18 protein-coding genes and 1 pseudogene are annotated in these 18,308 nt (G+C 66.2%); 8 read left to right on the top strand and 11 right to left on the bottom strand.

Annotation, left to right across the window (positions count from 1 at the left end):
• Positions 1-250: 250 nt before the first annotated feature.
• From AB0I34_RS43210 to AB0I34_RS43180, 7 genes are all read right to left on the bottom strand, one after another.
• Positions 251-1,252, bottom strand: a complete 1,002-nt coding sequence (locus tag AB0I34_RS43210; RefSeq protein ID WP_360458247.1) for a hypothetical protein — start codon at positions 1,250-1,252, stop codon at positions 251-253.
• Between the two features lie 217 nt (positions 1,253-1,469).
• Positions 1,470-1,781, bottom strand: coding sequence for a DUF6112 family protein (locus tag AB0I34_RS43205; protein ID WP_360458244.1), 312 nt, complete (start codon positions 1,779-1,781; stop codon positions 1,470-1,472).
• A gap of 17 nt (positions 1,782-1,798) precedes the next feature.
• Positions 1,799-2,341: a CHAP domain-containing protein gene (locus tag AB0I34_RS43200; protein WP_360458241.1), complete on the bottom strand. Its 543-nt coding sequence runs from the start codon at positions 2,339-2,341 to the stop codon at positions 1,799-1,801.
• Positions 2,338-3,123, bottom strand: a complete 786-nt coding sequence (locus AB0I34_RS43195) for a hypothetical protein (RefSeq protein ID WP_360458238.1) — start codon at positions 3,121-3,123, stop codon at positions 2,338-2,340. Before AB0I34_RS43195 ends, AB0I34_RS43200 begins: the two co-directional genes overlap by 4 nt.
• Positions 3,124-3,160: 37 nt before the next feature.
• Positions 3,161-3,886, bottom strand: a complete 726-nt coding sequence (locus AB0I34_RS43190; protein WP_360458236.1) for a hypothetical protein — start codon at positions 3,884-3,886, stop codon at positions 3,161-3,163.
• Positions 3,887-3,994: 108 nt separating this feature from the next.
• On the bottom strand, positions 3,995-5,077 hold the full coding sequence (locus AB0I34_RS43185) for a toprim domain-containing protein (protein ID WP_360458233.1): 1,083 nt from the start codon (positions 5,075-5,077) through the stop codon (positions 3,995-3,997).
• Between the two features lie 6 nt (positions 5,078-5,083).
• A complete protein-coding gene (locus tag AB0I34_RS43180; protein WP_360458230.1) occupies positions 5,084-5,953 on the bottom strand; it encodes a hypothetical protein in 870 nt (289 codons plus the stop codon).
• A 2,014-nt stretch (positions 5,954-7,967) separates the two neighbouring features.
• Between AB0I34_RS43180 and AB0I34_RS43175 the strand changes: the two genes are divergently transcribed.
• Both AB0I34_RS43175 and AB0I34_RS43170 read left to right on the top strand, forming a co-directional pair.
• On the top strand, positions 7,968-8,699 hold the full coding sequence (locus AB0I34_RS43175; RefSeq protein ID WP_360458227.1) for an alpha/beta hydrolase: 732 nt from the start codon (positions 7,968-7,970) through the stop codon (positions 8,697-8,699).
• A gap of 23 nt (positions 8,700-8,722) precedes the next feature.
• Positions 8,723-9,442, top strand: a complete 720-nt coding sequence (locus AB0I34_RS43170) for a LysR family transcriptional regulator (RefSeq protein WP_360458250.1) — start codon at positions 8,723-8,725, stop codon at positions 9,440-9,442.
• On the opposite strand, the pseudogene AB0I34_RS43165 reads toward AB0I34_RS43170, so the two are convergent.
• Positions 9,437-9,571, bottom strand: a pseudogene (locus AB0I34_RS43165) (IS701 family transposase); the annotation flags it as partial. The gene AB0I34_RS43170 and the pseudogene AB0I34_RS43165 overlap by 6 nt on opposite strands.
• 73 nt (positions 9,572-9,644) lie before the next feature.
• On the opposite strand from AB0I34_RS43165, the gene AB0I34_RS43160 reads away from it, so the two are divergent.
• The 3 genes from AB0I34_RS43160 to AB0I34_RS43150 all read left to right on the top strand — a co-directional run bounded on the left by AB0I34_RS43160 (position 9,645) and on the right by AB0I34_RS43150 (position 12,128).
• Positions 9,645-10,508: an SDR family oxidoreductase gene (locus AB0I34_RS43160; protein ID WP_360458224.1), complete on the top strand. Its 864-nt coding sequence runs from the start codon at positions 9,645-9,647 to the stop codon at positions 10,506-10,508.
• 39 nt (positions 10,509-10,547) lie between these two features.
• On the top strand, positions 10,548-11,438 hold the full coding sequence (locus AB0I34_RS43155; RefSeq protein ID WP_360458221.1) for an aldo/keto reductase: 891 nt from the start codon (positions 10,548-10,550) through the stop codon (positions 11,436-11,438).
• A gap of 93 nt (positions 11,439-11,531) precedes the next feature.
• Positions 11,532-12,128 (top strand): helix-turn-helix domain-containing protein, encoded by a 597-nt coding sequence (locus AB0I34_RS43150; protein WP_360458219.1) that lies wholly within the window; start codon positions 11,532-11,534, stop codon positions 12,126-12,128.
• Between the two features lie 189 nt (positions 12,129-12,317).
• Here AB0I34_RS43150 and AB0I34_RS43145 read toward each other — a convergent pair whose 3' ends face one another.
• Positions 12,318-12,905, bottom strand: coding sequence for a TetR/AcrR family transcriptional regulator (locus AB0I34_RS43145; protein WP_360458216.1), 588 nt, complete (start codon positions 12,903-12,905; stop codon positions 12,318-12,320).
• Between the two features lie 89 nt (positions 12,906-12,994).
• Between AB0I34_RS43145 and AB0I34_RS43140 the strand changes: the two genes are divergently transcribed.
• Positions 12,995-13,828 (top strand): alpha/beta hydrolase, encoded by an 834-nt coding sequence (locus AB0I34_RS43140; protein ID WP_360458214.1) that lies wholly within the window; start codon positions 12,995-12,997, stop codon positions 13,826-13,828.
• A 722-nt stretch (positions 13,829-14,550) separates the two neighbouring features.
• Here AB0I34_RS43140 and AB0I34_RS43135 read toward each other — a convergent pair.
• Both AB0I34_RS43135 and AB0I34_RS43130 read right to left on the bottom strand, forming a co-directional pair.
• A complete protein-coding gene (locus AB0I34_RS43135; protein ID WP_360458211.1) occupies positions 14,551-15,429 on the bottom strand; it encodes an alpha/beta hydrolase in 879 nt (292 codons plus the stop codon).
• Between the two features lie 103 nt (positions 15,430-15,532).
• The gene (locus tag AB0I34_RS43130; RefSeq protein WP_360458208.1) at positions 15,533-16,414 is read right to left on the bottom strand and encodes a sigma-70 family RNA polymerase sigma factor; all 882 of its coding nucleotides are present in this window, start codon (positions 16,412-16,414) and stop codon (positions 15,533-15,535) included.
• 255 nt (positions 16,415-16,669) lie between these two features.
• Here AB0I34_RS43130 and AB0I34_RS43125 point away from each other — a divergent pair, with 255 nt between their 5' ends.
• Positions 16,670-17,512, top strand: a complete 843-nt coding sequence (locus AB0I34_RS43125) for an alpha/beta hydrolase (RefSeq protein ID WP_360458205.1) — start codon at positions 16,670-16,672, stop codon at positions 17,510-17,512.
• Between the two features lie 150 nt (positions 17,513-17,662).
• On the top strand, positions 17,663-18,178 hold the full coding sequence (locus AB0I34_RS43120) for a cupin domain-containing protein (protein ID WP_360458202.1): 516 nt from the start codon (positions 17,663-17,665) through the stop codon (positions 18,176-18,178).
• Positions 18,179-18,308 lie beyond the last annotated feature (130 nt).

The following is an 18,308-nucleotide window of genomic DNA, read 5'->3' as shown; positions in this document are numbered from 1 at the left end:
CCGCCGAAGCCGAGGCCAACTACTATGCACAAACCCGCGACGACCAACCGGTCGCACTCACATAACCGAGGGCGCACCAACCCCGGGACGGTTCAGATCAACCTCGCCACTGAGGGCAATTGCACGAGAATGAACACGGTCGCGGCAATCACAGCGAGCAGCAAGAGTGCGACTTGCACAGGACGAAGCCCGAGGAGTACGGCGTTTCGTTCGGGGCGGGGGAACCGGGTTGAGAGTGCGCTAGGTGTCGTCACTGACGTTCACTTCCTGGCTGGTCAGTGCTGTTTCCACCGTCAGGCGTCGGAGCGGCGCCGCTGGGACCGTCACTCGTGGACTGACTCGCGGCGATTGCGGTTGCTGTAGAACCGTCGCCACCACCCGGCGGCGGCGATCCGACTCCATCGCTGGACGTCGTAGGCTCGAGCTGGTCCGCAGATGCGGGGTTGCCTGCCGACTGCTCATCAGGAGAGTCGCTCGCCCCTCCAACGACTTGCCCGTCGTCGATGCCACTACTCGATCCGCCGAAGTGGTGCGCGCGCCATTGCTGGGCTTGGTCGAATCGCTCCTTAAGTGCCGCTGGTCCGGCGGTTCCCTGCTGGAGCGCATGAACCGCTGTCTGGCCGTGATCGCCTGCCCAGTGGATGAAGGAGAAGGTGGCTATCGGCGCAAAGGCGGCCATCGCGAGTAGCAGGACTCCAGTCAAAAAGGTGCCGATCGAGGCATCGCCGTTCTTGTCGACGTTTCCAGCCGCCGATATCCCGACCGTGAAGACCACGGCCATCGCCACCTTGGAGAACAGGAGGGCGCCGACGACCTCGATCCAGCGCCGCAGCCAATGACGCGTCGCAGACCACGTCCAACTCGCCATCGCGATCGGCGCGAAGACGACGAACGCCACGATCGCGACCTCGCGGATCAGCATGACGAAGTACAGGGAGATGGAGGCGATTAGACCGAGGATGACGGCCGTCAGGAAGAACCCTCCGAGCGTCGCTCCCGCAGGAAAGCCAGCCAGCTGGACCATGCGCTTCAAGCCGTCGGCAGTTGCCCGGTTGCCGAGAATCGCAGTCGAGATCTCATCCACCGCCAACCCGCACGACCTGATGACGGCCACTGCCAGCGGCACTCCGGCGGTGCCCAGCAGTGCGCCCATGAGCGCGTGACCGAGCCGGGCCGGCTCGCGTCTGATGACCGCCGATACGCACTGCAGGAGAAATGCCGCGACGAGCAGCGGGAGTGAGATGGTGATCATCAGAGCGAGATTGTCCTGCCACCACTGATGGTCGAACCTCGGCGCCGTACTGGTGCTGAAGGCCTGGAAGACGTACGACGTGACGTCGGTCAGGCCTCGTGCCATCCAGTTCAGGAACGAGTTCCACCACGAGTCTGTGATCGCATTCGTGCCCGTCGACGCCGCACAGTCGAATGGGTTCAAAAGACAGTCGGACCATGCCATCGATGCGCTCCTATCAGCCGATGTGGATGCCGCTGAAGAAACGGATGAGTCCGTTCGCCGACCCGATGAGGATCGCGGCTCCGGCCGCGACCAGGCAGCCTGTCTTGCCTTTGCCGGCGTAGTGCGCGTTGCTGTTGAAGCTGCCCATCGCCCAGGCGGCGGCCGAGATGACGAAGGCCGCGACGCAGATCACGAGACTGAAGGTGAGCAGGGCGCCGACCATCTGGCGCAATGCGGGCAGCCCGGGCAGGCCGTTGGTGTTCGGGCTGATCCCGGGGTCTTGCAGGATGACTGTGTGCCGTAGGAGGGCGTTGCGGATGAACACGTCAGGTCCTTCGCTGGTCAGGTGGTCGAGTAGATCGGTGGCGCCCAGCCGAGGTAGCCGGCGTTCCATTTGGATTCGATGAGTTCGAAGTCGACGAGGTAGACGCCGCCTTCGCCGGGGACACGGTCGTTGATGTCGTTGGAGACGATCTGGCCGTTGCCGACGTACACCGCGACATGGCCGTACGGTCCACCGGTCTCCCAGAAGACGAGCGCGCCGACCGGAGGCTGCCGGTCGCCGCTGTGCGCGTTGCCGGTCGCAACCATCTGCTGCCATTGCTCCGCGGCCGAGAAGTACCCGGCACGCGGCCGACCCCAAATGTTGGCTGCCAACCGCGCACACAGCTGGTAGTAACCGTTGTCACCGACCAGGCGGAGCGCCCGGGCGACGGCAGTATCCGCGCCCGGGATCTCACCACCCTCCGTGCTGACCGGCGCGCCCTGGCAGTCCGTAGGTGTCGCCATGCAGGTGTCAGTGCCGTGCACTGCGCCAGCGAGCGGGGCGACGAGGCCGAGGCCGCCGACCAGAAGGCAGCCGGAGAGCGCGAGTTTGACGATCACGGCAGAACGAGAGCGCTCGCGGACCAGAACTTGCAGACCGGCGCGCAGACGACGCCGACGGTTGCCTGCCGTCGGAAGACTGTGGTCTCAGTGTCCAGGACAGTGGTCTGGGTCCCGCGGATGACGAACCCGTGCCAGCCCTTCGGGGCATAGTCCACGTGCTGCAGCTTCTCGAGCTGCGGCGTGGTCTCGGCCGTCACGTCGCTGGCGGTGGCGTGGGCCTTGCGCAGCTCGAGCTGGTCCCACTCCGACCACGAAGGCAAGAGACTCTTTGCCACCTGCGGTGCGGCGCCGGTCGGGTCAGCGAACACGCTGACGGCGTCCTGCCAGTCGGTGAAGCTGTGACGGCTGGTGTCGTAGGTCCAGATCGCCCGGGCATACGAGATCGCGAACTCCTGCGGATCCGTGGTCGTCGGCCGCGTCCATGCATCCAGCCGCACCGCTGTCGACTCGGCTTGTCCTGGTAGGACGGTGACGTCGGCGTTCGGCGTACTGGTGTGCTGGTCCGGTGAGTTCTGCCAGCGGGCGACCAGCGCCAGGATCAGCGCGGTGATGCCGAGCAGGATCACGATGGGGATCACGATCTTCGATCGGATCGGCTGGTTCACGGTGGTTCCTTTCTTGGGGACTTCGGTACGGCGCAGCCACGCGAACACGGCAGCAGCGATCGGCGGCGGGATGATCCGCAGCGCTGTGAGCACGTGCAGCTCGAACTTGAGCTGCGCGCGGTAGTACCGGATGAGCCAGTGGTGGCGAGGTACGTCGGCCTGGTTGTGCGTCATACCGGGCCTCAACGGATGAGGCCGGCAACTTTCTGGATCAGGCGGCGCTCACTCGATCCAGCCGAGCTGCTGGGCGGTGGCCGAGCAGGCTTCGTCGGCCGAAAAACCGCAGATCACGGCCGGCACCGGCTCGGATCCAGCGCCTTACGACCGGATCCCCGAACACCACCGCCGGCGTCTGTCCCTGGGCCAGCCGTGCCAGCGCTGACGGTCTGCCGGGCCCGCCGCGCAGCAGCCACGCCAGAGCCTCGGCCTGGGCTCCCCGAGCGCCGGCTCGCCGGAGCCGCATGATAACGGTCGACCGGTAGAACGGCGGCCCATCCGAGGCCGCTTGGATCAGGCTGCGCGCGGCGGGTGCTGGCAGTCCTTCGCGCTCGAGCTCGGCTGCGATGCGTTCCAGATGGGGACCCAGTGGCGACCGGTGGGTGACTTCGAGTTCGGGAGGTTCGTGGGTCAGCGGGTGCCGCTGACGACGGAGGAGATCTGACCGAACGGCGTCCATCAGCCGCCAGCGCACCAGGTTGGCGAGGTATCCCCACGACACCCCAGCCGCAGGGCGACTGACCGCAAGCTCGCGGCACCGCTCCCAGGCGATCACCCGAGCGAGCTGGGAGGCCTCGTCATGGCCGAGTGCGGCCTTCAGCCGGCTCGACAGCGGTCCGACGATGTGGGTCTCGATCCCCTCGGCCAGGTGCCGCGACGGCTCCGGCGCCCACTCCGAGCGGGCTGCCTCGGTGATGAGTACCTCCAGCTCAACATCCATCGGATGCCTCCGTCTCAGGGAAGGAGGAGCAGGTCTGTCGCCCCTCGTCGTACTGCGGTGCCACCAATCTGCTGGCCTGTGCCTGAAACCAGAACCGGGATTTCGGAATCAAGGAGTCCTGGACATCCCAGGTGGATCCGCTCCCACCTCGACCCCATCGAAATGGCGAGCCGACCGCCGCCGGGTGGCGCGCGATTGCCTCCGTGAGCCGACGGCCGCCACCACCTCCCGGGAGACGACCTGCTCCTCCAGGCCGACCCTTCGCGCCAGCCGAGCCACTTCTGCAGCCACGCGGCCCGCCGACAGCTGCGCCACGAGGGGAGCCACAGCCCGTACTGCGTTGACCTGACCGCTGATGTGGTCCAGCACCCGATCCCAGCGCGACAACTCGACATCGATCGCGACCTGAGCCAGCGGACGCGTATGGGTCAACACGTCATGAAGCCGCTCGGAGCTGGCGGCGAACAGCGACGACGGATCCTGACCCGGCGGGAGATCCGCAGCGAGTACCACCCCGAACACCTCCGCCAGCACATCAAGGCTCCGTGCTGCGCCGTTCACCCCCGCCGAGTCGCCATCGAACGCCACGACCACCCAATCCACGCGCGACGCGTGCCTGAGCATGACGGCCTGCTCGGGCGAAATCGCCGTACCGCAGGCCGACACCCCGGCCCAGTGGTCGCTCAGCTGACTCACGGCCACTGCATCCATCGCGCCCTCGACCAAGACGGGCACCGCACCCTCACGCAGACGGTGCTGCTGGGCGCCGACACCGACCAGAGTCGTTGCCTTGGTGTAGATGTCGGTGGTCGGTGAGTTCAGGTACTTCAACAGGCCACCCGGTGCGCGGCCGACGAAGCCGACCGGATTCAGCTGCCGGTCCTCGGCGAGGAACATGATCCGGCCACGGAACCTGTCGACCAGATACCCGCTGCGCGTGGCTCTCGCCAGACCACCCGAGAGCATCGTCTGGTCGTCAAAGCCCTCACGACGCAGATGATCGACCAGACCTGACCACGTGTCGGGCGCGTACCCCAACCACCACCCAGTCGCTCCCGCCAAGAGGCTCTGTCCGACCCCCCGCTCCCGCAGATGCTGGGCTGCCCAACCGTTCGGACGACCTTGGAGTTGCTGGCGGTAGAACATCGCCGCTGATCTAGTGGCTTGCAGCAACTGCTGATTGCCGACCATGACGCATCACAATCCCGGTCCGGCCTCGGGCGGATCTGGATCTGCTGGCCTGGAGGCCACGTAGCCGCTGCCAGTCACCCGGAACGTCATCAACGCCCGCGAGTTCAACAACCGCTCATGCAGACGGTCCGGACCCGACTCCGATCGCGCCAGCAACGCAGGACTCGTCGGCAACGACACGGCACGCACCCGATCGAAGAAGAACGCCAGATCCAGCAGATAGCCCAGCTTCTGGCTGCGCTCGGCCTCGGTTCCGCTCAGGGCGACGATCACCTTGTCGCTGGCACTGAAGCGCCGCAGGATCCTGGCCTGCGCAGTCGACAAGCCGGCACCACACACCGGGATCCCCGCCCATTGGCCACCCACCTCCCGGCTGACCTGCGAGATCGCGATCGCATCCACCGGATCATCAACAATCACCGGCACCGCGCCGCCGCCCAACAGATCCAACTGCTCATCGATTCCGACCAGCACATTCGACGGCCGATGAAGCACCGTCACCGGACTCACCGACCGCGCCTGCCCGTCCCGCCCGATTCCGATGAACCCCACCGGTGACAGCCGATGATCACGAGCCATCAACATCAACCGATCCTGATGCTGATCAATCGCCTCCCCCGCATCAGACCAAGCCACCAACCCAGCCCGCACCAACGTGCCGTATCCGAACCCCTCGACCCGCAGATGCTCAACCAACCCCCGCCGGTCTCGCGGCGCATACCCAACCTGCCAAGCCGAGTCACCTTCCAACACCGACTCGGAACCCAACGCCTTCAGATACTCCACAGGCCAACTACTGGTTGCTCGCAGCAACTCCGACCGAAAGAACCGTGCTGCAGCAACGTTTGCCTCCAGCAACCGCCGCCGGTCCTCCATCGACAAGGCAAAGCTTGATTCACTCATCAGACCTCCACGAAGCCAAGACGTTCAGGCCTCGAAGGTCGCCTTCTTACTTCGTTGAGAGAACCCCGATCACGAGATCCAGGATGCCATCGCGTGGCTCGAGTCGCTCACGGGAGTCCGAGCTCATGCTCGGGAGATGTTGCCTCGAGCAGCGAGTCAGCAGTCACTCCCCGTAGGTTGGAACGACGGCGAACGGATCGACAAGACTTCTGACGCGCCATTGCCTCATCTGTGTGTCGTCCCATAGCCCCGCCGACCGCGCCAACTGAGCCCCAGCAGAGTCAATCGCCTCATCCAGCAAGACCAGCAGTCTCTCGATCGACCAACCAGGCACCCGACGCAGAGGCGCCGACTCCGGATTCTCCGCCACACGCGGACCGCAACCAGGCGCAAAGGCATCCATAGCACCGACGATCACGCCCCGGTGCTCGCCAAAGAACCAGGATCACGAGATCCAGGAGTCACCAGACCGGTTGCCACGCGGTCGCACGGTAGGCCACCAAGAGCGTTAACGACGGCAGCCTTGCTCAGGACCAAGATCAAGAAGGCCTTGCGCGACCACCCCGGCATTCAGATCATGCTCGCCGGTACTGCAGTGCGCTCCTGTCGGAGCATCTGGCGCCACTCGGCCAGGAGTGGCACCCAACTGGACGGCGGCAAGGGCGCGAAGTAGCCATATACGGAGGTCGACCTCGTGGTCCAGTGACGCGAGCCCACAGCCCGCGGACCGAACTCTGAGGGCTGGCACAGACTGAGCCTGGCGCAATGCCGGCTGTGGTGTCAGATCTGCCCTGGCGAACTCCATTTCACTTGCCGGTGCCACGACGGACTGGAGCCGCGAGCACCGTACGCCCAGCACCAGTGGGTTCTCGTCACGGGTTGGACTGCTTGATGTTCCACCGCGCGAGCAGCCGCTCCTCACGGGTTGCGCGTGTGGCTGTATCAGGGTCGACGAGCTCGGACTAGAGCGACAGCAGGTCGGCACGTCAGTAGCCCCGCATCGCGGAGTGGCGGGTTAGCACTGCGGTACGCAGTCGACGTAGGCTCGGTAGTGCTCATCGCGCGTGACCAGCGCAAGACTCCTGATTAGAGGCGCGGACCATTCAATGCCCCTGTCACACTGCGTCTGACAAGGCTCGCCACGCAACGGTCGAGGAGCACCAGCGGGTGCGCATCAGCTACCGGACCGCTCTGCGCTGACCAGGGCTGGAGCGGATCTGGTGATCGGCGGGCATCCGCGGAACTTCGTCGTCGCATCGGCTCTCTACCAGCGGTTTGGTAACACGGCCACCCGCAGCGCACGCGAGATTCCCCATGAGTATCCGCGCTTTCGTGCCACGCACGGCGACACTAGCCCGCGCTGTGGGCCAGCCGCGACGTATCAACTCGCGGCGTCGAGAGATCGTGCATCACCCATGCACTCCTGGCTGCAGCAGCGGCTGCAGGTAGACGTACTGACCCGCGGGCGCCGGATTGATCGAGGCGGAGCAGAGGCGACGGCCCCGCGCGGCACCGGGCCTACCCGGCTAGGTTTGCGGGTCTACCGTCCAAACGTGATCGCCGCCGAGAACTACGCGTTCCTGGGACACGGTCCATCCCCGACGGGTTCAGGTCGCGGGTGGAGCATGCGAGCGGACCTCTCCGCCAAGTGCCCGCGTTGCGGAGCCGTGCTGCCGCTGGATCCCGCTCTCGCGGCGAGCCGTCCGTGCGGCAGTCTCTACAAGGACGCCGCCGCCGGACGGTTTGGAAGTTCGTTCGGCGACGAGGCGTCGAGATCTTCCGCCGGCCATGAGCCTCGCGTCCTCTGCGGCATGTGAGCGCGCTTAGGCGAGCTACGGATAGTGCTTCGGCTAGGTCGCGCCGGTCCACAGACGGCGTGCGTATGAGAGACGACATACCAATGCGTTTCGATTGCCTTGCTCCCGGCACACATGACAGGTCTACAGTCGCGACATGGCAATCCGTCAGCATTGGAGCTCTGGTGAGAATGGCTGCTGAGACCCCGACCATCGTCCTGGTCCACGGTGCTTGGGCCGACGCGACCGGCTTCGACGCCGAAATCCGTGCCCTGCAGGACCGCGGGTACTCCGCCATCGGGTTCGGCAACCCGCTTCGCGACCTCGCTGGCGACGCCGCCTACCTGGCCGAGTTCCTGCAGACCCTGAGCGGTCCGATCGTCCTCGTCGGCCACTCCTACGGCGGCAATGTGATCTCCACCGCCGCCATCGCCAATGAGCAGGTCCACGCGCTCGTCTACCTCAACGGCTGGATGTGCGACGTCGGCGAGAGCCAGCAGCAGCTCCTCGAAAGGTTCGAAGGCAGCCTCGTGGGGCCCTCGATCCGGCCCGTTCCGTTCACCAACCCCGACGGGAGCCAGGGCACCGACCTCTACCTCGCCCCCGAGGCCTTCCGCGAAGCCTTCGCGGCCGATGTCGATCCCGCGACGGCCGCAGTCATGGCCGCGGCACAACGGCCTTACGCCGCCGCGGCATTCGCAGCCACGCCGTCGGCCCCGCCGGCGTGGAACACACTGCCGTGCTGGTATTTGCTCGGCACCGAGGACAAGGCCATCCCGCCGGAGCTGCAGCGGTTCATGGCCGAGCGCGCCAACGCGACGATCGTGGAGGTCGCGGCTTCACACGTCTCGTTCGTGTCTCAACCCGAGGCCGCAACCCAGCTCATCCTGCAGGCCGCCGAAGCGACAACCGCCGCCGGCTAACCAGCGCAGTCTGACGTTCGCTCATCTCGCCAGCCGCGACGATCGTCGGGCTGGCCGACGCACTCGCCGCCCAAGCCAAGCGGCACCTGCACACGTCGCAGCCGTCGCTCAGCCGGCAGATCCGCGACCTGGAGAGGGAGGTCGGGGTCGAACTGCTCACGCGCAGTGTGCACGGGGTTGAGCTGACCCCCGCGGGCCAAGCCTTCATCGATCACGCTCGCCAGGCCCCCATGCATGTCGATGCCGCCGCCGAAGCCGCCCGGACGGCGGCGCAGCCCGCACGGAACACGCTGGCCATCGGCTTCCAGACCGGGCACGAGATGAACTGGTTGCCGTCAGCAATGAGGATGCTGCACGATGAACTCGCGAACATCGAGGTCACAGTCGTCAGTGACTACTCCCCCGACCTCGCGGAGGCGCTAGCCCGCGGTCGGCTGGACCTCGCCTTCCTGCGCGTGGAACCGGGCTATGACCTCGAGTACGTCGTGGTCGACCGGGAGCCACTCATTGTTCTGATGCCGAGCGACCACCGCCTCACCATGCGAGACGCCGTACGCCCGCAGGACTTCGTCGGCGAGATCTTCATCGGCGGTTCGAAGAAGGCCACCGTGCTGCACGCCGTCACCAAGGACTACTTCCGTGGTGTCGGGCTCGACATTCCACTGGATCACGGCGTCGACAACATGGCGATGGTCATGTCGCTGGTCGCCTCGACCCGCGGCCTGGCGCTGACCCGCGCGTAGCTTGGAGTCAGCGCCGTAGACCTCTTCACCGGCCACCGACGCTGCTGGCATACCGGCATCCAGCGCGCGGGTGATCATGTCGGCCGCAAGCGCTGGCTTCATGGCGAACCGGACGTCGCCGGGAACCCCGCGTACTCCGGCCTGGCAACGTTCCCGTTTGAAATGAGAGTATTCCTCCGCTAAAGTGAGAGTAATCCTCCACATGGAGACCGCAGGTGATGACTGGCTCCTCGAATGCCGCCTCACCCGAACACTTATCGACCCGATCGGAGACTGCACCATGCCCCAGACAGGGACACAGACCCAATCAGGAGAACGCAAGACAGCCCTTGTCACCGGCGGCGGAACCGGCATCGGACGATCAGCAGCCCTGGCCTTGGCCGCCGAAGGTTACGAGGTAACCGTGGCCGGCCGCACCGCCTCAACACTCGAGCAGACCGTCAAGCTCGTCACCCATGCCGGCGGCAGCGCAAAGTACGTCATCGCCGACGTCCATGACGCGGACGCTGTCCGTCACGCCGTCCAGGTCGCGGCCGGCGAGGCCGGACGACTGGACTTCGCAGTGAACAGCGCTGGGGTTGACGGCGGCAATGACTCGCGCCCGCTCATCGACTACCCGGTCGAGACCCTCGACCTGATGCTCGCCACCAATGTTCGCGGCATGTTCCTGTCCATGAAGTACGAACTGGAGATCATGGCGAAACAAGGCTTCGGGTCGATCGTCAACGTCTCTTCCGGAGCCGGTCTGACCGGCGTCCCCGGCTACTCGGGCTACGTCGCGTCGAAGCACGCCGAGATCGGCCTGACCAAGGCTGCCGCCCTCGACTACGCCGACCGCAACGTCCGCGTCAATGCCGTTTGCCCCGGCCTGGTCAACACACCGCTCATCGCCGACATGGTGTCCGAGAACCCGGCCATGCACGAGCGGCTCGTGGCTTCACACCCACTCGGACGTATCGCCGAACCCGAAGAGGTCGCTGACGCGATCATGTATCTGGCGACGAGTAAGTCCAGCTACGTCACGGGAATCGCGCTACCGGTCGACGGCGGCTACCTCGCCCGCTAGGGCGAACCAGATCAAGCAAGTAACGAAAGGAGCAACGACATGTCCGCACCATCCCATCAACTTCCACCAACGGTCACGATCGGCGACGGCCTCACCGTCGGAGCCATCGGCTACGGCGCGATGCAACTGACCGGACCGAAGGTCTGGGGCGAGTACCCCGACCGCGACAAGGCGATCGCGCTCTTGCGTGAGGTCGTCGCCCAAGGCGTCACTTATATCGACACCGCCGACGTCTACGGTCCGCACTCCAACGAGGAGCTGATCCGCGAAGCGTTGCACCCGTATCCGGAGAACCTGGTCATCGCCACCAAGGGCGGCTTCGTGCGCGGCGGCCCCGAGTACAGCGACATGAGTGCGGTCGGCAACAAGCAGTACCTCCGCCAGGCCGCGCACATGAGCATTCGGCGGCTAGGTCTGGATCACATCGACCTGTACTACCTGCACACCCCGGCTATGACCGACGCCCCGTTCGAGCAAATCGTCGAGACCCTGGCCGGCATGCGCCAGGACGGGCTCATCCGCAACATCGGCCTGTCCAACGTCAGCGCCGACCAGCTACGTACCGCCCTGACAATCACTGACATCGCCGCGGTCACCGTCCAGTACAACGTTGCCGTCCGTGACGGAGCCGCTGTGCGACAGATCGCCGAGGACAAGAACATCGTCTTCTCACCCTGGCACCCCGGCACCGTGCCCGGCGGCAAAGACGGCGAGCCACTCCGCGCCGTCATCGACCCCATTGCCCAGCGACTCAGTGCAACGCCACAACAGGTTGCCCTCGCCTGGCAGTTACATCGCACCCCCGGCTCTCTGCCGATCCCCGGCACCACCAGCGCCGAGCACTTGAAGGAGAATCTGGAGGCAGCTGCCATCCAGCTAACCCAGGCTGACGTCGGCGCCATCACCAGGCTGAGTCCCGAGAGCAACTAGCTTGGCAGCCTCGAACGTCGAGCAGCGCGGAGCCGGCCCGCGTCGCGACAGCTCTACCAATAGAATCAAGCGACTGGACAGGAGGTCACCGAAGTGGCGCTGAGTGATCTGCTGGACCAGAGGCGCCCGCACCGCGCCGATGCGGCCCGAAACTTCGACGCGATCATCGCCGCAGCGCGTGCGGGATTTACGGACAGCGGCACCGAGGCCTCACTAGAAGACATCGCACGCCGTGCCGGAGTCGGGCCGGCAACGCTGTATCGCAACTTCCCGACGCGAGAAGACCTTATCGAGGCCGTCTATGTCGCCGAAGTCGACTCACTGTGCCAACACGCTGTCGAACTGGACGCGACCGAGGAGCCATGGCCAGCCTTGGTCGCCTGGGTCAGACACTTCGTCACTTACATGGCCACGAAGCGGGTCCTACTCGACGCGTTGGACCGGGACTCTGGCGCGTTCCGGGCCTGTCGTCAGGCTCTGTACGACTTTGGTGGTCCGCTCCTGACCCGAGCGCAAGAATCGGGAGATGCCAACCCTGACATGAGCATCGATGACGTGATGCGGTTCGTCATCGGCGTCACCAGCTCGCCGTTCGGCTCCGATGAGCAACGCGAGCGAATCCTCGACATGGCTATCGCCGGCATCACTGCGCAACAGGCCGCAGCAGTTCGATCAAAGACGGATCGCTAAGGCATCAGCTTCTCATCCCAACCAGCGATCGTTCGTTCCCGTCTACGCACCACTCTGCCCAAGAACGCGAGCCAAGCCTTCATCGCACCGATCCACCGCAGATGGCGGACGGCGGCAGCGCGGGGGACGTAGCCGTCGGCGCTGGCTGGTACGTCGCTCGCCTGGGAGAAGGCCGCGTGCATCTCTCGCTCAAGTCCGGTGACTCGCAGCGCCGAGCGCTGCTTGTACCAGGGTGGCGGCCGCTTTCCTAGCCTGGCGGGCGGGCTGCGGTGAGCCCGAGATCGCTGCCGTGGTGATCGCTCCTTCGGCGAGCAATGCGAGATGCTCGGCCAGTTCGTCGCCGCTTCCGGCCTCGGTCGCGAGCCGGGTGAGACGGTCGCGGACTGCCTGCTTGTGCGCCCGCGCGGCATCAACGACCGCTGCGTTGGTGGCGCCGAGCTCGCCGTAGCAGTTGATGAATGCGCAGCCGCGGAAGTCGTCCTCGGCGAACCAGGAGGCCAGCCAGTCGAAGACCGCCAACAACTTGTCGTGCTGGCCGTCGGCGGCATCGACGTGCTTGGTGAGGCCAGCGTGGAAGCGCTCGTCGCTGAGCGCAAGGTGGCCGGCGATCAGCTCGTCCTTGGACCCAAACAACCGGTACAGCCGCTTCAACGAGACGCCGGCTGCGTCGCGGATCTCGTCCATCCCGACGTTCTGGATACCGCGCGAGTAGAACATCTCGCCTGCCGCGTCGAGGATTTGCCGCCGCAGCTCATCCTCGCTCTCGTCGTGACTCATCTCACCCACCTTGCCGGAGAACGTTCGTTCTCATATAGTAGCAAGCATCCGGGAGAACGCACGTTCTCCACTTTAGAGAGGAAAGTCCCATGGCCAGAGTCACCGTCGGGCAGGAGAACAGCGCGGCGATCGAGCTTCATTACGAGGACCACGGTTCGGGGCAGCCGGTGGTGCTGATCCACGGCTACCCGCTCAACGGGGCGTCGTGGGAGAAGCAGGAGCGGGCGCTCCTCGGGGCGGGGTACCGGGTCATCACCTACGACCGGCGCGGTTTCGGCAAGTCCAGCCAGCCCACCGTCGGCTACGACTACGACACGTTCGCCGCCGACCTCGACAAACTCCTGACCCAGCTCGACCTCACCGACGTCGTGCTGGTGGGGTTCTCGATGGGCAGCGGTGAGGTCACCCGCTACCTCGGTACCTACGGGTCCGCGCGGGTCGCCAAGGCCGTGCTGATGGGCGCGATCCCGCCGTACCTGCTGAAGACCGACGACAACCCCGCAGGCGTCGACCAGGCGGTCTTCGACGGCATCAAGGCGGCAGTGCTGGCCGACCGGCCGGCCTACTTCAAGGACTTCCTCGACAACTTCTACAACGTCGACGTGCTCGGCGGCACCAAGATCAGCGAGCAGGCCTGGCAGAACAGCTTCACCGTGGCCATCGGCGCGTCGCCGTACGCCGCATACGCGTGCGTCGACACCTGGCTCACCGACTTCCGCGACGATCTGCCGAAGATCGACGTCCCGACGCTGCTCATCCACGGCGACGCCGACCGGATCCTCCCGTACGAGGCCACCGCCGCACGCCTGCCGGGACTGATCAAGGACCTCACCTTCGTCACCGTCGAAGGCGGCCCGCACAACATCGCCTGGACACACCCGGACGAGGTCAACACTGCACTGCTCGACTTCCTGGCCAATTAGCCATCGACCGCGAGGCGCAGCGGCCACCCGCGCAGATCGGAGATCGAATCGCTCCAGAGCGGGTGGTCGCGGACGCCTTGTGGCGAGCGGTCTGGTCGAAATCGCACCGACGACCTCCGCATTACGATTCCGTCCCCGACCCCTGGAGAGCCGGACGATCCCCAGTCCTGAGTGGCCCAAATGCTCAGGTGCGGGAGGTCGTTGCCGACTGTCCAGGGGTCGTCGACGTGTGCTACCAAAGCTGCCGGAGCGGGTCTTCGCCACCGGGGAGGGCCGCGAGACCGACGCCGACGACGCGGACTCGGTCGCGCTTGTTAGGACGCCGATCCTCGGATAGCCCCGTCGGCCGCGGCAAGGCATTCGGCGACGCCAAGGTAGTCGTGGCACAGCGAACCCTCGGGCGGGTTCAAGGGCCTCTCGGCGGTCTGCACGTACCTGGGATGCATCGTCGCGGACGGCACGACCAACGCGGCACCTATTGGAGGCGTCAGTGTTCGAACGCTTCGGTGATCTTCCTACCTTGCCGTGGTGCTAGTGCCCACGGCAGCGCCACATTCGCCAACGCCCGGGGGCTGATGTCGCGCTGACCGTCAGTCCGTACGTCTACCGCCCCCGGCGACCGTGTAGATGCCGCCTCGACCCAGTCGTCACGCGATGCTCGGAGACTGCGCGGAGCTGACGTTCGGCCCTGCCGATCTACTGGCGATCGGAGTCGAATGGTGTCAGCCGTGGATCAAGTTGATCACTGCTCGAGTGAAGGCTTCCGGCCGCTCCAGGTGGGCCATGTGCCCACAGTCCAACTCGAGCAGCCGGGAAGTGGGCATGGCCTGGTGCAACATCCGCGCCCACCGGCTGCCGCAAATGAAGTCGTGCTCGCCGCTGATGATCAGCGTCGGCACGGTGAGTGAGCCGAGGGCGTCGCGTACGTCGAACGGCGCGGGCTCCTCGCCGCCGGATGGGTCGATCCAGGCCTGGAAGGTGGCGAAGGCTGGTGCGAGTTCGGTCTCCTGGGCCCAGTAGTCGGCGAAGTACGCGGGCAGGATGTCCCGCATGCGCTCCGTGAACGACGCGTCGTCGGTGGCGGCCAGCGCCTGCTGGAACGCGGCCGGGAGCGCCGCCGCCTCCGGCCGATGCGACAGTCGCGCGGGCAAGTCCTGGAGGTTGGTCATTGCGGCGGCCCAGAACTCGGCGCCGGTGACCGGGGAGGTGGCGAACAGGATCAGGCCGGCGACCCGGTCCGGATGGTCTAGGGCGTACCGCTGGACGACGAACCCTCCGTGTGAGTGCCCGAGCAGGTACATCCGGGGAACGCCCAGGTGCTCCTGCACGCCGTGCACGAACCGTGCGTAGGTGTCGATCCGGTACTCACGGCGGTCGGCCAGCCGGCCGGAGGCTCCGGTGCCGACCGGCTCCAGGTACACCATGGTCAGGTGCGACTCCAGTGCCGGCATCCGCAGGTACTCCCAGCTCATCCCGGGGCCTCCGGAGTGCACCAGGCAGACCGGCCCGGTCCCGGCGACGTGGTAGCTCTGTCGTACGCCGTCGATCTGCACCTGGTGGCTGCCCGGCGTGAGGGCGGCGGGGGTGGTGGTGGACTGCATCGAAACTCCCACTGACTGTGCATCTGATGTGGGCGGAACCCACTGGACGCGGTCCAGATGCGGCCGCACCCCGGGAAGTTCGATCGCGGCGGCAGTTTCTCGACTAGCCCGCCGGGCTGACCGGTCGGGGGTGGAACAGCCGCAGCCGCCGGACCCGCCCGTCGCGAAGGTGCTGCAACCAGACCACACCCGACGGGCAATGCTGAGGGTCGTCCGGCGGACTGGTCAGATCCGCCTCCCAGATCATCACGTCCCGGCTGACCACAACGTTCCTGATCCGCTGGTGCACACCGTGCGACAGATCGCTGTCCATCCCGCGGATCAGCAGGTTCCGGCCCCCTTCAGGCCCGTCACCGACGCGCTGCCCGTCCGGCGTGATCGCCTCCAGATCCGGCCACCAGGCGTTCCGTACCGCTTGCTCGAACTCGCCACGCTCCGCCGCCGCCAGCGTCTCCTCGGCCTCACCGCGACGCGCCTCGGTGAGCACTGCGACGTCGTCATGCGCCAGATCGGCGGTGGCCCGCAGCGCGGCGGCCAGCTTGGTCCGGCCCTGGTTCAGCCGGCTGCGTACGGTCCCCACCGGCACCCCGCACAGCGCCGCGATCTGCTCATACGACGACACGTCGCTGAAGTACCGCAGTAACGTCACCAAACGAAGGGGTTCGGACAGCTCACCTAGCGCGTGCCAAATCCAGTCCCGCTGCGCGCGACGTTCCAGCAGCTCTTCCTGCGCCGATCCGCCGGTCGGCACGACCAGCGCCTCCAGGTCGGCCATCGGCACCGACCGGGAGGCGCGCAACCGCATCCGGCAGTTGTTCCGCACGATCGCCCGCAGCCACGGCCCCACCGCCGCCGAGTCGCGGAGCTCGTCGATCCGGCACATCGCTACCAGCATCGCGTCCTGGACCGCGTCCTCGACGTCCGGCCCGTACCCGAGCACACCCAACGCGACAGCCTGCATACCGGCCCGATGTCGCTCCAACAACACGGCCAAGCTGGCCGCATCCCCAGACACGGCACAGCGAACCAGCTCAACATCCGAAAGCACGCGGGCTACCTCCCTCATAGGTACGTCGGCTCGGACTGCCCAAACGGCTCCTAGGTCTACCGCATGTGTGACCTTTCGCCCTCCGGCTGGTGTACACCCTCCGGATAGGATAGCGTTCGTTATATAGCGATCGTTATCCAACGACGCTGGGCATGCCGCCCCAACGCGGCGCGAGTTCGGAGAGTGAAGGAAATGGCAGTGAGCTACAAGGACACGCCGACCACGACGGTGGACATCGACGGAGTCCCCTTCGCCTATCGGGAGGTGGGCACCGAAGGCGGCGTACCGGTCGTATTCCTGCACCACCTGACGGCTGTGCTGGATGACTGGGACCCCGCCGTGATCGATGGCCTCGCTTCCGAGCGGCATGTCATCGCCTTCGACAACCGCGGCGTCGGCGGATCGGGCGGCACGACCCCCGACAACGTCGACGCGATGGCCGACGACGCCGTGGCGTTCCTCGAGGCCATCGGGCTGGACACGGTCGACCTGGTGGGCTTCTCCCTGGGTGGCATGGTCGCCCAGGTGGTCGCCCAGAAGCGTCCGGACCTCGTCCGGCGCCTCGTTCTGGCCGGCACCGGCCCCGCCGGCGGCAAGGGCGGGGCGAACGCTGGAGCGGTGCTCCAGAGCGCCGTTCAGCAGGCGTCGGCCCAGGGGAAGCACCCGAAGCACTTCCTGTTTTTCTCGCCCACGCCGACCAGTCAGGCGGCTGCGGACGCCTTTCTGGGCCGCCTCGACGGGCGCACCCTGCAAGACCGGGATACGCCGGTGACCAACGAGTCAATCGGCGCCCAAGTCACCGCGCTCGCCAAGTGGGAGCAGGGCACGTCACCCGCCGGCCTGGCGACGGTCACGCAGCCCGTCCTGGTCGTGAACGGCGACGAGGACATCATGCTGCCGACGATCAACTCCTTCGAGCTGGCACAGCTACTCCCCAACGCCCAGCTGAGCATCTACCCCGATTCCGGGCACGGCGGCATCTTCCAGCACCACGACCTCTTCGTGCAGCAGACCTTGGGGTTCCTGCGCCACTGAACACCCGGAAGTCATCCGCGACCCTCCCCAACCCTGGCCTCGGAAACGCGAGCGGTCCGGCAGGAGCAGGGTCGGCGGGTGATTCCCCCAGTCCGAGCGCGTCGACGGCACTGCAACCCGGCGACGCATCAACGATTGATTGGTTTTGAGATGACTTTCAACGTGCCGGAAGGCAGCCCGGACCTGGAGTACGCGAAGAAGGGCGGTGTGTACGTCCCGAACAAGGACGGGGCGACGACGTGGTTCAACGGAGACCTCTACGCCGTCATGCTCTCCGGTGAGCAGACCGGTGGGCAGCTCGGTCTGATCGAGGCGATGGTGCCGCCAGGCGGCGGGCCGCCGCCGCACATCCACGAACAGACCGACGAGACGTTTTACGTGGCCCACGGCGAGTTGGAGTTCCTGAGCGGCGACAAGACCTTCACCGCGTCGACCGGTGATGTGGTGTTCCTGCCGCGCGGCAACGTCCACCGCTTCCACAACCCGGGCATCCGTCCCGCCACGCTCGTGTTCATCTACACCCCCGGTGGCGCGGAGGCCATGTTTGTGGAGGGCGGCGACGAGCCACAGCCCGGCGTACAGGTACTGCCCTGGGGACCCGAGCGGATTGACGAGCGCATGCTCGGGTTGCTCTCGAAGAACGACACCATTCTGCCGCCGCAGTAGCGAGGCCCACGCGGGGCAGGGACGTCGACGCGGGCGTTGACCTGTCTGCCCGCGGACATCCGAGCGTCGCCGGAGGCTCGTGGCGTTGGGCGCGGGTTTAAAATCGCGTCCCCTATGTGGGGGAGGGGGC

The organism is Kribbella sp. NPDC050281 (genome assembly GCF_040655855.1).
In the GTDB taxonomy this organism is placed as follows: Bacteria; Actinomycetota; Actinomycetes; order Propionibacteriales; family Kribbellaceae; genus Kribbella.
Note: the sequence above shows the minus strand (reverse complement) of the source record. Positions and strands in the feature narration are given on the sequence as shown.

Coding starts and splice junctions, on each gene's coding strand:
- AB0I34_RS43180 (WP_360458230.1), bottom strand. CDS start 5,953: ATGGAGGACCGGCGGCGGTTGCTGGAGGCAAACGTTGCTGCAGCACGG.
- AB0I34_RS43160 (WP_360458224.1), top strand. CDS start 9,645: ATGGAGACCGCAGGTGATGACTGGCTCCTCGAATGCCGCCTCACCCGA.
- AB0I34_RS43195 (WP_360458238.1), bottom strand. CDS start 3,123: ATGACGCACAACCAGGCCGACGTACCTCGCCACCACTGGCTCATCCGG.
- AB0I34_RS43190 (WP_360458236.1), bottom strand. CDS start 3,886: ATGGATGTTGAGCTGGAGGTACTCATCACCGAGGCAGCCCGCTCGGAG.
- AB0I34_RS43145 (WP_360458216.1), bottom strand. CDS start 12,905: ATGAGTCACGACGAGAGCGAGGATGAGCTGCGGCGGCAAATCCTCGAC.
- AB0I34_RS43210 (WP_360458247.1), bottom strand. CDS start 1,252: ATGATCACCATCTCACTCCCGCTGCTCGTCGCGGCATTTCTCCTGCAG.
- AB0I34_RS43185 (WP_360458233.1), bottom strand. CDS start 5,077: ATGGTCGGCAATCAGCAGTTGCTGCAAGCCACTAGATCAGCGGCGATG.
- AB0I34_RS43135 (WP_360458211.1), bottom strand. CDS start 15,429: ATGCAGTCCACCACCACCCCCGCCGCCCTCACGCCGGGCAGCCACCAG.
- AB0I34_RS43175 (WP_360458227.1), top strand. CDS start 7,968: ATGGCTGCTGAGACCCCGACCATCGTCCTGGTCCACGGTGCTTGGGCC.
- AB0I34_RS43125 (WP_360458205.1), top strand. CDS start 16,670: ATGGCAGTGAGCTACAAGGACACGCCGACCACGACGGTGGACATCGAC.
- AB0I34_RS43155 (WP_360458221.1), top strand. CDS start 10,548: ATGTCCGCACCATCCCATCAACTTCCACCAACGGTCACGATCGGCGAC.
- AB0I34_RS43120 (WP_360458202.1), top strand. CDS start 17,663: ATGACTTTCAACGTGCCGGAAGGCAGCCCGGACCTGGAGTACGCGAAG.
- AB0I34_RS43140 (WP_360458214.1), top strand. CDS start 12,995: ATGGCCAGAGTCACCGTCGGGCAGGAGAACAGCGCGGCGATCGAGCTT.